Origin of the sequence: Thermosynechococcus sp. B1 (genome assembly GCF_030322985.1) — a bacterium.
Classification (GTDB): domain Bacteria; phylum Cyanobacteriota; class Cyanobacteriia; order Thermosynechococcales; family Thermosynechococcaceae; genus Thermosynechococcus.
The window spans coordinates 110,159-125,084 of record NZ_CP096573.1; the positions used below are offsets into that span (position 1 = coordinate 110,159).

12 protein-coding genes and 1 tRNA gene are annotated in these 14,926 nt (G+C 53.4%); 6 read left to right on the top strand and 7 right to left on the bottom strand.

Annotated elements, in window-relative coordinates; genetic code table 11:
- Positions 1 to 140: 140 nt before the first annotated feature.
- Positions 141 to 2,459: an ATP-dependent helicase gene (locus M0644_RS00540; RefSeq protein WP_286626130.1), complete on the top strand. Its 2,319-nt coding sequence runs from the start codon at positions 141 to 143 to the stop codon at positions 2,457 to 2,459.
- Here the strand turns inward: M0644_RS00540 and M0644_RS00545 are convergent.
- Together M0644_RS00545 and M0644_RS00550 are read right to left on the bottom strand one after the other, a co-directional pair.
- Positions 2,440 to 3,078, bottom strand: coding sequence for a hypothetical protein (locus M0644_RS00545; RefSeq protein WP_149817184.1), 639 nt, complete (start codon positions 3,076 to 3,078; stop codon positions 2,440 to 2,442). The genes M0644_RS00540 and M0644_RS00545 overlap by 20 nt on opposite strands.
- Before the next feature lie 47 nt (positions 3,079 to 3,125).
- Complete coding sequence (locus tag M0644_RS00550; RefSeq protein ID WP_149817186.1) at positions 3,126 to 3,818, bottom strand: HAD family phosphatase; 693 nt, start codon at positions 3,816 to 3,818, stop codon at positions 3,126 to 3,128.
- A 350-nt stretch (positions 3,819 to 4,168) separates the two neighbouring features.
- Here M0644_RS00550 and M0644_RS00555 point away from each other — a divergent pair, with 350 nt between their 5' ends.
- On the top strand, positions 4,169 to 6,643 hold the full coding sequence (locus M0644_RS00555; protein WP_149817189.1) for an ATP-dependent Clp protease ATP-binding subunit: 2,475 nt from the start codon (positions 4,169 to 4,171) through the stop codon (positions 6,641 to 6,643).
- Positions 6,644 to 6,657: 14 nt separating this feature from the next.
- The gene (locus M0644_RS00560) at positions 6,658 to 8,379 is read left to right on the top strand and encodes a transglutaminase domain-containing protein (protein ID WP_286626131.1); all 1,722 of its coding nucleotides are present in this window, start codon (positions 6,658 to 6,660) and stop codon (positions 8,377 to 8,379) included.
- Between the two features lie 6 nt (positions 8,380 to 8,385).
- On the opposite strand, the gene M0644_RS00565 is transcribed toward M0644_RS00560, so the two are convergent.
- Positions 8,386 to 8,541, bottom strand: a complete 156-nt coding sequence (locus tag M0644_RS00565) for a hypothetical protein (RefSeq protein ID WP_206201713.1) — start codon at positions 8,539 to 8,541, stop codon at positions 8,386 to 8,388.
- 10 nt (positions 8,542 to 8,551) lie between these two features.
- The gene (gene lepA / locus M0644_RS00570; protein WP_181496686.1) at positions 8,552 to 10,363 is read right to left on the bottom strand and encodes a translation elongation factor 4; all 1,812 of its coding nucleotides are present in this window, start codon (positions 10,361 to 10,363) and stop codon (positions 8,552 to 8,554) included.
- A gap of 103 nt (positions 10,364 to 10,466) precedes the next feature.
- Between lepA and M0644_RS00575 the strand changes: the two genes are divergently transcribed.
- A tRNA-Pro gene (locus tag M0644_RS00575) sits at positions 10,467 to 10,540 on the top strand.
- 87 nt (positions 10,541 to 10,627) lie between these two features.
- Entirely contained in the window at positions 10,628 to 11,986 is a 1,359-nt protein-coding gene (locus tag M0644_RS00580; protein ID WP_315863014.1) for a TrkH family potassium uptake protein, read from the top strand.
- Here the strand turns inward: M0644_RS00580 and M0644_RS00585 are convergent.
- Both M0644_RS00585 and M0644_RS00590 read right to left on the bottom strand, forming a co-directional pair.
- Positions 11,983 to 13,059, bottom strand: coding sequence for an isocitrate/isopropylmalate dehydrogenase family protein (locus M0644_RS00585; protein WP_149817199.1), 1,077 nt, complete (start codon positions 13,057 to 13,059; stop codon positions 11,983 to 11,985). The genes M0644_RS00580 and M0644_RS00585 overlap by 4 nt on opposite strands.
- A 199-nt stretch (positions 13,060 to 13,258) precedes the next feature.
- A complete protein-coding gene (locus M0644_RS00590) occupies positions 13,259 to 13,558 on the bottom strand; it encodes a 30S ribosomal protein PSRP-3 (protein ID WP_149817201.1) in 300 nt (99 codons plus the stop codon).
- 91 nt (positions 13,559 to 13,649) lie between these two features.
- Here M0644_RS00590 and M0644_RS00595 point away from each other — a divergent pair, with 91 nt between their 5' ends.
- On the top strand, positions 13,650 to 14,447 hold the full coding sequence (locus M0644_RS00595) for a TIGR01548 family HAD-type hydrolase (RefSeq protein WP_190278134.1): 798 nt from the start codon (positions 13,650 to 13,652) through the stop codon (positions 14,445 to 14,447).
- Here M0644_RS00595 and rnhA read toward each other — a convergent pair.
- Positions 14,380 to 14,859 carry a ribonuclease HI gene (gene rnhA, locus M0644_RS00600; RefSeq protein ID WP_149817203.1) on the bottom strand — a complete coding sequence of 160 codons (480 nt, stop codon included), beginning with the start codon at positions 14,857 to 14,859 and terminating at the stop codon, positions 14,380 to 14,382. The genes M0644_RS00595 and rnhA overlap by 68 nt on opposite strands.
- Positions 14,860 to 14,926: the final 67 nt, after the last annotated feature.

Genomic DNA, 14,926 nt, shown 5'->3' on the forward strand with positions numbered 1-14,926 from the left:
ACTCGTTATCAAGCTTTAGGTGGTCTGCGTTAGGAAACAACTTGCTTTTAACTTTCTGTATTCTATTATACGATTTTTCGATCTTCATTGGGTAGAAGCCGGTTTTTTTAACAAATCTTTAGCCCTCCCACAGTCCTCCTATGAACGTGTTGTCACTCCCCGCCAATGCCAGTCACCTTCTAAGGACGTTGCGTCCGGGTCAACGGGAAATTAGTGAATGGCAAGGGGGTCTCTTGGCGGTATCGGCAGTGCCCGGAGCAGGCAAATCCCATGGCATGGCCGTAGGAGCCGCGATCGCCATCGCTCGCGAAAAACTCCATCAGCAGCGGCAACTGGTCGTAGTCACCTATAGTCGTTCGGCAGCGGCCAATATCAAGGTGCGGATTCGCCAGTACCTGCGGGAAATGGGCTTGCCCCGCAATGGTTTTAGTGTGCAGACGCTCCACAGTTTGGCCTTGAAAATTGCCACCAGTCACCCCACAGCGGGTCTGCGTTGGAGTGGCGAGAATTTAATGAGTGAGCATGAGCAGCGACGCCTGTGTGTTACCTGTGTTAAGGAATGGGCGCGATCGCACCCCGACATTCTCGAGCAACTGATCCAAGGCTGCGATACCAGTCCCCTGAGTGACGTTGAACACGATGGTCGCAGAAGTGCGCTTTTGACTGACATCTTGGTGAAGTTGGCACAAACCGTTATTAGCAGTGCCCGCAGTATGGCGTTGACGCCCCATGATCTGCGGCAGTTGTCCCAGCAGTTGCGCTCCCAAAGTGCAGCCGCGGCAGAACCCTACCCCTTTTTAGAAATTGGTGCCGACCTTTTGGAACTATACCAGCACCATTTAGCGCAGCGAGAGCAAATTGACTATGATGAGATGATTTTGGCAGCGGTACAACTCCTAGAGGGCGATCGCCAGTGCCGCCAAGAATGGCAACAGCGGGTGTATGCCGTCTTTGAAGATGAGGCGCAGGACTCGACCCCCTTGCAATCGCGGTTACTGCGACTTCTCGCCGAGGACAACACCACAGGGCAAGTGAATTTTGTGCGGGTGGGGGATCCCAATCAAGCCATTAACTCCACATTTACGGCGGCAGACCCTCTCTTTTTTAATGAATTCTGTGACCAATGTGCCCAGCAGCAGGCCTTCTATAAAATGACCCAAGCGGGGCGATCCACCCCATTGGTCATTCGATCGGCCAACTTTTTAGTGAACTGGGTCAATCATGCCCTCAAAGGCCAAGAACTGCCCTTTCGATCCCAAGCAATTCAGCCCGTCTCACCGACAGATCCGCAACCGGGGGCGAACCCACCCCCCTGGGGAGAAGGGGTAGAAATTGCCCGACCAGCAACCGTTTTCGAGACCGTGCGCGAGCTAGCAGCACGTATTTCTGAGGTTTTAGTAGAGTATCCTGAGGCCTCAATTGCGGTACTGGTGCGTACCAACCGCCAAGGGGAATTTGTCGCGGATCTGTTGCGATCGCCCGCTAGCTTCAGCATTAATACCGACCTTGCCGCTCAGGGGATTCCGATTCTCGATGTATCGGGCATTGAACGGCGATCGCAGGTGCCCAAGGAATTGCTGGACATTCTTTATTTTCTCCACTGTCCCTATTCTCCCGAAGCGGTCAAAGCAGCCCTGACTGTTCTTCAGGAGCGCAAACGCATTTCTGTCCAAAATTTGGATCGCTTAGCCGCCCAGCCAGAGGTGTTTCTCTACCCTGGTCCTTTAGACCCCCCTGCCGAGGAACCGGTACTCAAGGCACGGCACTACTGTCAACGTCTCCTCAAAGCCCGCCTAGAGCTATCTCTATTTCCTTTGATCACGTACTGCGCTCAGGAATTGGGCTATGATGCCGCTGAATTGGCCACCAGCGATCGCCTGATCTGCCACTTGGCACAGCAGGAACCAACGCAACTGTGGGAGCGTATCCATCCCCGTTGGCAGGAGTTGGTGGCGACGGATCGCTTTGACGCTGTTGAGATGGAAGACCTCCATAGCCGCTTGGTGCGATCAGGGCAAGTGACGATTATGACGATGCATCGCGCCAAGGGTCTGGATTGGGATGCCGTTTTTGTTCCCTTCTTAGAGGCAAGAACCCTCCCCGGTGAGAGCTGGGTGGCGGCCAATGCCAAGTTCCTCAGTCCAGAGGTGGATTTTACGGATGTGGTGCGATCGCAACTGCGGGCCTACGGCCATCAGCAACCCCTTCCTGACTGGCAAACCGCCTATCAAAAAGCCAAAGAGGCCAAAGTTACTGAGGAATACCGCCTGCTTTACGTGGCCATGACCCGTGCTAAGCGTTTACTGTGGCTCGCCGCCGCCCACCAAGCCCCCTTTAACTGGCAGAGCTTTGACTGGCGAGGGTTTTATCAACTGCAAGACAGTGACCCTTGTCCTTTCTTAGCTGCCCTAGAGCAGAAGCTAAAGAAATATGCCAAAGCTACTCGCGGCGATCGCTAAGGCTATCACGCCCCGGCAAGCGTTCCATGGCTGCCAAGACGGCCCGTTCTGCTGCCAGAATATCCCGCTCCGCGCCCCCCAAAAAGAGTCGGCCAAAACTGCCCACGGCTGAAATCTGCAAGATATTAATGAGTGCTGCCTTTTCCGCTTCATTGGCGGCCAGTGCAGCATAGGCGGCAGGTTCTACTTCAAACACATAGAGGGTTTGCCCCGCCAAAATCATATTGCCCCGCCGCGAGCGGTTAATTAGTTGGGTGTGGTGGGCATCAATATTGCGAATCACCTGACTCGAAATCACCCGTGGCCGCAAGCAATCCTGTACCCGAGCGCCAATGGCATCTAAAATTGCTTGCCCTGCTGCGCGTACTTCCCCCTGATTGCCCGAATGCACCTCCAATAGTCCGTAGAGTCGCTCGATAAACAAAACTCCCGGCCGCACCACCGCAGACTTCAAGGCAATATCCAAAAGGCGATTGACATCAATCCCCGGTGAAATCTCCACCCAGAGGGAGCAATCCCCCGGCAAAGGCAAAAACCCTTGAGCCACGGTTCCCAAGTAGGCCGCGTGTTGCGGTTGAATCGAGTCGAGATAGACATAACTGCGCAGATCAACGCCCAAGGTGGTGGATTCCTAACGCGCCAGTACCCATGATCGCCGAAAATGCCCTAGGACAATAGCCATTGCAGGCGTGGATCCGTAAAGTCCTCAATGCAGACCTCTGCTCCTGCGGCTTGCAGTGCCGTTTCCGATTGCGTTGTTAACACTCCCCAGCAGAGCATCCCTGCCCGCACCGCTGCCATCACCCCTGCCACGGCATCCTCAAAGACAAGACAATGCTGCGGCAACACCTGCAACCGCTCCGCCACTAGGAGATAGCATTCTGGATCGGGCTTGCCCCGCTGCACATCCTGCTCCATCACCACCGTATCGAAAAAGTTGCCCACCCCCTCACAGGAGAGCACCAATTCCACATTGGCAGCACAGGCCGAGGTGCCTAGGCCCAAGCGATAGCCCTTTTCTTTAGCACTTTTGAGAAAGGGCAACAGCCCCGGCAACAGTTCCAAATTGGGTGCCAGCAATTCCCGAAAGACAGCCTCTTTGCCGGCGCCCCAGCGTTCGACTTCCGCTTCAGTGACCGATCGCCCCAAGAGTTCTGGCAGGAGTTCGGCATTGCGTTTGCCCCCCATTTGCCGCAACTGTTCCAGATTGATCTGCTGCCGCAGTTCAGGGGTGCGATCGACATAGACCCGCCAAGCTTCAAGGTGGTAGGGCATGGTATGGCAGATGACCCCATCCATATCAAAAATCAGGGCACGCTGCGAGGGTTCAACGGCAAGAAACTGGGAAAAATTAGCCATTGGCGAAAAATTTGGGCATCAGCAAGTGTAGTCTATCGTCTTTTGAGACTAAAGAGGCTGGCCAATCGATCAATGGAATTTTGCCGCAGGCTAGCCCCCAAAATCTCAATTAAAATACGGGCAACCACACCTGCAAAAAAATGAGTCAACATCTACAGTAGGAGTACAGCCCTTTATCTAAGCTATAGGGTACGTCAAGGGACGTTGATCCTGTTTAAGAGTGGATTTGACGGTTCTGGGTCTGTTCCATCTTTTGGGAAGAGGGCTGTAAATTGGCATACAAAAACACGCCAAAGTGGACGTGTTAAGATGAGTGTTACCAGCACGCAGGAGCCATTAGGGGAAGGGTCATGTTTGAACGGTTTACAGAAAAAGCCATTAAAGTCATCATGCTGGCACAGGAAGAGGCTCGCCGCCTCGGCCACAACTTTGTCGGTACCGAACAAATTCTCCTCGGATTGATTGGTGAAGGCACCGGTGTGGCTGCGAAGGTGCTACGTTCCATGGGGGTGAACCTCAAGGATGCCCGCATCGAAGTGGAAAAAATTATTGGCCGTGGGTCTGGTTTTGTGGCGGTGGAGATTCCCTTTACCCCCCGTGCCAAGCGAGTGTTGGAACTCTCCCTCGAAGAAGCCCGCCAACTGGGACACAACTATATTGGTACTGAGCACCTTCTTTTGGGTCTGATTCGCGAAGGGGAAGGGGTAGCAGCACGGGTTCTTGAAAATCTCGGCGTTGATCTGTCGAAAGTGCGCACTCAAGTGATTCGTATGCTGGGTGAAACCGCAGAAGTGGCTGCCGGTGCCAGCCAAGGGCGCACCAAAACACCGACACTGGACGAATTTGGTGCCAACCTCACCCAGATGGCCATTGATGGCAAGCTAGATCCCGTGGTGGGTCGGCAAAAAGAAATTGAGCGGGTGATTCAAATCCTCGGCCGCCGCACCAAAAATAACCCTGTGCTGATCGGTGAACCGGGGGTAGGTAAAACCGCTATTGCTGAAGGCCTTGCCCAACGCATTGCCAATAAAGATGTCCCCGATATTCTAGAAGACAAGCGGGTGGTCACCCTCGATATTGGCCTGTTGGTGGCGGGCACGAAGTACCGAGGTGAGTTTGAAGAGCGGCTGAAGAAGATCATGGACGAGATCCGCCAAGCCGGTAACGTGATCTTGGTGATTGACGAGGTACACACGTTGATTGGGGCTGGGGCCGCTGAGGGTGCCATTGATGCGGCGAATATCCTCAAACCCGCCTTGGCTCGTGGTGAGTTGCAGTGCATTGGTGCCACCACGTTGGATGAGTACCGCAAACACATTGAGCGAGATGCCGCCTTGGAGCGCCGCTTCCAACCGGTGATGGTGGGTGAACCCTCCGTTGAGGAAACCATTGAGATCCTCTACGGCCTGCGGGAACGCTACGAGAAGCACCACAAGCTGAAAATTTCCGATGAAGCCCTTGAGGCGGCAGCGAAGCTGTCTGATCGCTACATTAGCGATCGCTATCTGCCCGACAAAGCCATTGACCTCATTGACGAAGCCGGCTCACGGGTGCGCCTGATTAACTCGCAACTACCGCCTGCGGCCAAGGAACTGGATCGCGAATTGCGGCAAGTGCTCAAAGAAAAAGACGATGCCGTGCGTGCCCAAAACTTTGACAAAGCGGGTGAGTTGCGCGATCGCGAGATGGAACTGAAAGCGCAAATCCGTGCCATTGCCCAGCAGAAAAAATCCGAAAGCGCCAATGGTGAAGAGGAAACCCCCGTCGTTACCGAAGAGGACATTGCCCACATTGTTGCCTCTTGGACGGGTGTGCCTGTCAGCAAGCTCACCGAAAGCGAATCGGAAAAACTGCTGCACATGGAGGAGACCCTGCACCAGCGGGTCATTGGCCAAGATGAAGCGGTGAAAGCCATCTCCCGTGCCATTCGCCGTGCCCGTGTCGGTCTAAAAAATCCCAACCGTCCCATTGCTAGCTTTATCTTCTCTGGGCCAACCGGTGTGGGTAAAACCGAGCTAACGAAAGCCTTGGCCGCCTACTTCTTTGGTTCTGAAGAGGCGATGATCCGCCTGGATATGTCCGAGTACATGGAGCGGCATACCGTCTCCAAGCTCATTGGTTCGCCCCCCGGCTATGTCGGCTACAACGAGGGCGGTCAACTGACCGAAGCCGTGCGGCGGCGTCCCTACACGGTGGTGCTCTTTGACGAAATCGAGAAAGCCCATCCCGATGTCTTTAACCTGCTGCTGCAAATCCTTGAGGATGGTCGCCTCACTGACTCTAAGGGGCGTACTGTTGACTTCAAGAACACCCTCTTGATCATGACCTCGAACATTGGCTCGAAGGTGATTGAGAAAGGCGCTGGCGGTCTTGGCTTTGAGTTTGGCACTGAGGATGCTGCTGAATCGCAATACAATCGCATTCGCTCCTTGGTGAATGAGGAACTGAAGCAGTACTTCCGTCCAGAGTTCCTCAACCGCGTGGATGAGATTATTGTCTTCCGCCAGCTGACCAAAGACGAGGTCAAGCAAATTGCCGACATCCTCTTGAAGGAGGTCTTCTCACGCCTGACCGAGAAAGGAATCACCCTAGAAGTGACGGATCGCTTCAAGGAGCGACTCATTGAAGAAGGCTACAATCCCAGCTACGGTGCGCGACCCCTGCGGCGAGCCATTATGCGCCTCCTAGAGGATACCTTGGCTGAGGAAATGCTCTCTGGCCGCATTCGTGAAGGGGATACTGCCCTCATTGATGTGGATGAATCGGGTCAAGTGAAGATTCAAGCTCAACCTCGGCGTGAGCTACTGCCCCAAGCGGTTGAGTAGGGTATTGACTTCCTATGCCAGACACACCGCAAGAGGTTTATGGGGACTCCCTCAGCTCCCGAGCGCTGGATCACGACTGGCGCACCATTTATCCCTTGGGTGCTTACCAAATCCACGGTCTGGCATGGGTCGATCCCCAAGCCCTGTGGCTACGTCAATTGCCCCGTTTGCCCTTTTGCCAAGCAACCCTTGGCGCCAGTTTTTTGGCCTTGGATCGGGTGCGGGGCTTTATTTTGCTCATCAATGGCGAAAATGACCACAGTGAGATTCTCAATCCCTACGATCTAGAGGCATTTCTCGATGCCGATGGCCTCTGTCTCCATCGCGAAACCCTCTGGTTTTGCCGGGACACATGGCTCTATCGCTGTCATCTGCCTGACTGGCATGTAGAAAAGGTGCTGGAGTGCCGCTATCCCATTTACGGTGTGGCGGTGGATGACACAGGCATCTATGTGGCCTGTCAAAAATCGGGTTACATCCACTGTTTTGATGAAACAGGTCGAGAGCAGTATCGCCTCAGCGCGCCGGGCATTGGCTGTGAAAATTTAGCCCTCAAGGATGGCTATCTGTGGGTGAGCGATCGCCTAGAGCAATCCATCTATTGTCTCGATCGCCAGAGTGGCCGTGTTGAATGGGTGGCCTTGACGCCCTTTGCCCAGCCAACGGCGTTTACCTTTGATGCAACGGGGCGACTGTGGGTGGCCTATGGCGGTGAAGAACCCTATTTGCGGGATAACCCCAACAACCGCGAAGCCCCCCTCGAAATTGATCATCGCGATATTTGCCTGATTCATCCTCTGCTCTATCAGACCCACAAAGAGCAGTATTACACGGTCTCCAATGGCTATCTGATTGAGATGGCCTACGTGGAGGAAATGTCTCCCCTCGATGCGCTGCACCTAGATAACCTAGAGTGGCGAATTGCTCTGCCCGCCAATTCCCTGCGCCAAAAATTGCTGCGGGTTGAACCCGTCGGTACCCCCTTTCGCTTGGAAACCGTGGGTGATCAGCAGGTGGCGGTGTTTGATTTTCCTGAAGTGCGTCCCTACGAAGCCCGTCTTTTTGGTTGGCGTGCTTGGCTAGAAGTGAGAGGTATCAAGTACCATCTCAGCTTTGACGACATTGATGAGACGCTACCGCTGCCGCCAGAATTTGCAGCACAGTATCTAGTGGATAACGATGAGTTGGCGATGGATCAACCCATTGTCCAGGAGGTGGCACGGCAAGCTGTGGGCACAGAGACCAATATCCTGCGCAAGATGCTCAAGATTCGTAACTATGTGTACGATCGCCTGAGCTATGCCATGCGACCCACGATTGAAACGCCCGATTTGGTTTTGAAACGGGGAACGGGGTCCTGTGGTGAGTACGTGGGGGTGCTCCTTGCCTTGGCGCGATTAAATGGCATTGCCTGCCGTACGGTGGGTCGCTACAAATGTCCCCCCCATCCCCAAAAGCGGGGCATCCCCCTTCAACCCACCTATAACCACGTTTGGTTGGAGTTTTATGTGCCGGGGGTTGGCTGGTTGCCCATGGAGTCCAATCCCGATGATGTCGTAGAGCGCGGCCCTTATCCAACACGGTTCTTTATGGCACTGCCTTGGTACCACGTGGAAGCGGGTAAAGGGATTCGCTTTGAGAGCACGAATTATCGCGATCGCGGGCTACGCCTTGGAGATTTAGCCCTCAATCATGTGCGCTTTACCATTCATGGTGAGCTGCCCCCAATTGCCTAAATAGTTCTAAGACAGGAGCACTCGCAGTAATCCCAAAGGAGCCGGCTGCCAATCGCCGCGCCAATCCAAAAGCTGTACTAACACCAAGTAGCCAATTCCCAATAACAGGGAAATGACACCGGTGACGATCGCCACCCATTTGCCCGATGACCGTTGAGACACCCTGAGCCTCCTATTCATTCTTGAGTCGCAATACCGCCATAAAGGCCTCTTGGGGGACATCCACCCGCCCGATCGCCTTCATCCGTTTTTTACCCGCTTTTTGTTTTTCGAGGAGCTTGCGTTTACGGGTCACATCGCCGCCGTAGCACTTGGCCAAGACATCTTTGCGTAAGGCGGGAATACTTTCACTGGCAATCACCCGTGAGCCAATGGCCGCTTGAATGGGAATTTTGAACTGGTGGCGTGGGATCAAATCCTTGAGTTTGCTGACAAGGGCACGTCCCACATAGTAGGCCTTATCGCGGTGAACAATCGCTGCCAAGGAATCCACCGGGTCGTTATTGATCAGGATATCCAGTTTCACCAGATCATTAGGACGGTAGCCAATCAGGTGGTATTCCATACTGGCATAGCCGCGCGATCGCGACTTCATTTCATCGAAAAAGTCCGTCACAATTTCCGCCAAGGGCATTTCATAGACCAATGTGGTGCGCCCTTGGGTGAGGTAGCGCATATCCTTAAAGATGCCCCGCCGCGACTGCGCCAATTCCATCAGCGTTCCCACATAGGTTTCGGGGGTAATCATTTCCAGTTGAACGTAGGGTTCCTCAATTTTTTCGCGGTATTGGGGTTCCGGTAGCAGGCTGGGGTTATCAATCGTCAGCACTTCCCCTTTGATGGTGGTGACGCGATAGACCACCGAAGGGGCGGTAATGATTAAGTCCAGATTGTATTCCCGCTCTAGCCGCTCTTGGATAATTTCCATGTGCAGCAGCCCCAAAAAACCACAGCGGAACCCAAAGCCCATGGCACTGGAGGTTTCCGGCTCGTAGTGGAGCGAAGCATCGTTGAGCTTCAATTTTTCAAGGGCTTCCCGCAGATCCTCAAACTGATCGGCATCCGTGGGAAAAAGACCACAAAAGACCATCGGTTTGGCCTCAGTGTAACCCGGAAGAGGTTCCTTGGCTGGGTTTTGTGCCAATGTAATCGTGTCGCCGACACGGGCATCGCCAACGGCTTTAATGGCGGCTGCGAGGTAGCCCACTTCCCCGGCATGGAGACTGTCCACGGGTTTTTGGTTGGGCGCGAGAACGCCGAGTTCATCAATTTCGTACTCTTTGCCAGAGGCCATCAAGCGAATGCGATCGCCCTTGCGCACCACACCATCCATGACCCGAAAATAGACAATCACCCCTCGGTAGGCATCGTAGTAGCTATCAAAAATCAATGCCCGCAGGGGTTGATCTACCGTATCGCGGGGGGGTGGCACCAAATGCACAATGGATTCCAGAATTTCCTCAATGCCAATTCCCTCCTTGGCAGACGCTAGAACCGCTTGGGAGCAGTCGAGGCCAATAATCTCTTCAATTTCTGCCTTCACGCGATCGGGTTCAGCACCGGGTAGGTCAATTTTGTTGAGGACCGGAATAATTTCTAAATTATGCTCCAATGCCAGATAGACATTGGCCAGGGTTTGCGCTTCTACCCCTTGGGAGGCATCCACAACGAGGAGTGCCCCTTCACAGGCAGCCAGCGATCGCGACACCTCATAGGAAAAATCCACGTGGCCGGGGGTGTCAATCAAATTCAAAATATACGTTTCGCCATCGCGACTGGTGTAGGTCATGCGGGCAGCTTGCAGCTTAATCGTAATTCCCCGCTCCCGCTCCAGCTCCATATTGTCAAGAAACTGTTCCTTCATTTCACGGGGATCCACCGTGCCTGTAAATTGCAGCAGGCGATCGGCAAGGGTCGATTTGCCGTGATCAATGTGGGCAATGATCGAGAAATTGCGAATGTGGGAAACGGGGACGTCGGTCATACCAGCGAGGGCAACCTTAACAAAATGAAAAACTCCTTTCTTGATTCTAAGCGTCCCTGTCCGATTGTGCTGAGAATTCGGTGGTAGGATAGAAATTAACTGCCGGGATGTAGCGCAGCTTGGTAGCGCATCTGCTTTGGGAGCAGAGGGTCGCAGGTTCAAATCCTGTCATCCCGATTCGGAACCGTAAACCTAGAACGATTGTTGCCCATACAATCCTGCGGTAGATTAGCCTCAGGCCTTTTGGATACGTATTCATTGATGCTGACGGTTCCACGGACAATTTGCCTTGGATTTTTGGCGGTGATTACGCTGGGGACGCTGCTGTTGTGGCTGCCTTGGTCCACTAGTAATGGGGAATGGAACCCCTTTATCGTTGCTCTCTTTACCGCAACATCGGCCGTTTGTGTGACCGGCCACATTATTGTCGATACGGGAACCCACTTTTCTCCCTTTGGTCAACTGGTGATTCTGCTGTTGATCCAGGTGGGTGGTCTGGGGTACATGACGGCGACCACCTTTTTGATTATTTTGCTGGGACGCAAGTTTAACCTGCGGCAGAAGATAGCGGTACAGCAAGCCTTGGATCGGCGGGGCATGCAGGGGGCACGGCAATTGGTGCGCTCGATTTTGGGTCTCACGTTTCTCTTTGAACTGACGGGTGCCTTGTTGCTGTGGCTGATTTTTCGCCAAGACTTTAGTGATCCACGGGCACTGTGGCTGGCGGTGTTTCACAGTATCAGTGCTTGGAATAATGCCGGGTTTAGTCTGTTTAGTGACAGCTTGATGGGGTATCAAACCTCTGTGCCCCTGAATTTCGTGATTTCACTGCTGATTATTTTTGGCGGCATTGGCTATGAGGTGATCTTTGAGTTTTATCTTTGGCTGCGGGAGCATCTGCGTCACTGGGGTAAACCCGCCTATCTAATCCGCAAGGCGAGCCAGATGACGTTTAGCCTCAATTTCAAAATTGTGACGAGTACAACGGCGATTCTCCTCATCTTGGGAACGGCGATGCTGTTTGCGACGGAGATGCGATCGCCACAGTATGGTGTTTTTTCGTTTGATCAAAAATTATTGCTAGCATGGTTTCAGTCCGTTACTTCCCGTACCGCTGGCTTTAATACGGTCAATCTTGGCGAGTTTAACAATGGCGGTTTATTTATTATCATTGCCCTGATGTTTATTGGCGGTAGCCCCGGTGGGACGGCAGGGGGCATTAAAACAACCACGTTGCGGATTTTGGCAGGGATTACCAAGTCAGCTCTGCAAGGGAAAGAGGTGGTGCTGCTCTACCGCCGTCAGGTGCCCCCCTCGCTGATCATGAAAGCGGTCGCTGTCGCCTTTGGCTCAATGTTTACGGTGCTGGTTTCCACTACCCTCATCGCGATCGCTGACCCCGAAGAGAATTTCATTAATATTCTCTTTGAAACTGTTTCTGCCTTTGCCACCGTTGGTCTCTCCACCGGCATTACCAGTGGGCTAACCGTCTTTTCCAAGCTGGTCTTGATTGTAACGATGTATGCTGGACGGGTGGGTATCCTGCTGCTGATGGCGGCAATTATCGGTGACCCCCAGCCTTCTAGCGTCCAATATCCTGAGGAAAATCTGCTGGTGGGTTAGGGGGCAGCGTACTCGGCAATGGCGGCAGCCATCTCTTGGGTACCCACGGGTTCTTTGCCCGGTGCAGCCAAATCATAGGTGACAAAGCGCCCCTCAGCAATGACTTTTTCCACAGCCGCTTGCAGACGCCGTGCCGCTTCCATTTCACCCAAGTGTTGCAGCATCAACACCCCTGAGAGAATCAATGCCGTAGGATTGGCTTTATTTTGGCCGGCATATTTAGGTGCTGAACCATGAATCGCCTCAAAAACGGCATATTCATCGCCAATGTTTGCCCCCGGTGCCACTCCTAGACCCCCAATCATCCCGGCACAAAGGTCGGAAAGAATATCACCGTAGAGGTTGGGCATCACCATCACATCGTAGAGTTCGGGCTTCTGCATCAACTGCATGCACATGTTATCGACGATGCGATCTTCAAAGGCAATGTCGGGGTAACGGGTAGCAATTTCGCGGGCACGTTCAAGGAAGAGGCCATCGGTAAATTTCATGATGTTGGCCTTGTGAACGGCAGTCACTTTCTGGCGATGGTTGGCCTTGGCATATTTGAAGGCAAACTCAATGATGCGATCGCTCCCCAGCACAGAAATCGGCTTGACACCAATGGCAGCATCCTCACGGATCGGCTTACCCGCTAGATCACTCAAAAAGGCACGGGCTTTGGCCGCCTCGGGACTGGTGTATTCAAACTCAATCCCGGCATAGAGGTCTTCGGTATTCTCGCGAACAATGACAAGGTCAATGTTTTGAAAATAGCTTTTCACCCCAACAATGGATTTAGCCGGCCGTAGGTTCGCATAGAGATTGAGCCGCTTGCGGATCTCGACATTCACAGAACGAAAGCCCGTACCTACGGGGGTGGTAATCGGCCCTTTGATGGCAGTTTTCGTGCTTTTGATCGCATCGAGAACGTGTTCGGGCAAGGGGGTACCGTAGCGTTCCATCATGTCCACACCGGCATCCACCACCACCCAATCAATTTTGACGCCCGTAGCATCAATGGCAGTGCGAGTGGCAGCGGCAACCTCAGGACCAATACCGTCGCCGCGAATTAAGGTAACAGCGTGGGACACGAGTTCTCTCTCCCTATGCAGAACTGAAAGACAAAGGTATTAGGAGGGTAGGATGCCGCTAAATGAGCTTCACCGTACGTAGCGTGTGAAACAAAATTGTCGCCAAGGCGATCGCGCCCGCAACAATGACAAAGTACAAAACAATTCCCATCATGTTTCTCCTCAACAGGTAGTGATTTACCTCGGGATTCAGAATACCCTAGGCTGTGCCTACAAAACTAACATCACTAAAGCGCTTTTGTGCCTCGCTGACGGGACGATTTTTGCCTTCCTCTTGCCAGTAGTTAATGATTTCGGTGGCACGGTTGAGGAGTTCAATCCGCTCGGCTTCCGTAATCCAAGATTTCTTCTCTAACTCCGCCTTCAGGAGTTCCCAAGCATCGGTGCGCGGCCAAAAGAAGTAGGAGGTGAGGGGGCTTGTCCCTTTGCCAACAATTTGATCGACAGCGATCGCCACGTCTTTTTCTAACCAAAGTACTCTCAGGGTAAAGCGGGACAATTCTAACCTCCTAAAACTCGTTTTTCACAAAAAGCCATCCTTTATAATAACCAATCAGGCCAACTGCATACAAGTTTCTGGAGAGCTACGGTTGAGTACCCCCTGCGCCTGTGTCTTTTTTGATATTGATGGGGTGATTCGCGATGTCAGTCGTTCCTATCGCCGTGCCCTAGCGGATACCGTCGAGCATTTTACGGGGGGTGCCTATCGTCCCAGTCAAAAGGAAATTGACAACCTCAAGGCGGAAGGCTGCTGGAATAACGACTGGGAAGGGTCGCGTGAACTCATTTATCGCTACTTTGAACGCCAAGGGAAACCCCGCTGCCAAGTGCCCTTGGACTATGAACGCCTAGTGATCTTTTTTGAGGAGCGCTATAGTGGCGAAAATTGGTGCGGCTATATTCAAGATGAGCCACTGCTGGTGGATGTTGCCTATTTTCAGGCTCTTGATCAGGCACAAATCCGCTGGGGGTTTGTCAGTGGTGCGACGCGGGACTCGGCAGAATATGTTCTGAAACACCGCTTGGGTCTCGATCAGCCCCTTTTGATCGCCATGGAAGATGCCCCCGGCAAACCCGACCCCACAGGACTCCGCATGGCCTACCGTCAGGCCGCGGCTCAGGAAACCATTCCTGCCTTTTATGTGGGGGATACAGTGGCGGATATGCAGACCGTTGTCAATGCCCGCAAAGAACAAGCAACAACGCCGTGGATTGCCTTAGGGGTGATTCCTCCCCATGTCCAGCCCGAAGATCGGCAACGCTATGGCGATCGCTTGCGCTCAGCGGGAGCCAGTGCAGTTTTTGAACACACGCGCGACATTACCCCAGCGATGGTGGCAGCGTTCTTAGGGCAATTGGCTGCCCACGACTCAAACTGCGGGCAATAAGATCACAGCGTTCATTGCCGACATCGCCACTATGGCCACGCACATGGTGCCACTGGACTAAGGGATCATTGAGGGCATCTAGCTCCTGCCACAGGTCTTGGTTGAGAACAGGCTTTTTGGCGGCTGTTTTCCAGCCCCGCCGTTTCCAGTTGTGGATCCACTCCGTAATTCCCTTGAGGACATATTCGCTGTCGGTGTAAAGGGCGATCGCGCTCCCCGGAGCCAGTTGGCGCCATGCCTTGAGGGCTGCAATGGCCGCCTGCAATTCCATGCGATTATTTGTGGTCGCGGGGTGATGTCCCCCCAGTTCCTGCACAGAGCCGTCGGTAAAGTAAATGACCACGCCCCAGCCCCCCGGTCCCGGATTGCCTTCGCAGGCACCATCGGTATAAATGGCACGAATCTCGGTCATGAGTCTCTATGCCCTCCAAAGGTTGCAAATAAAAAAGGGGGGGCCACAAGACCACCCCCGAAACAAA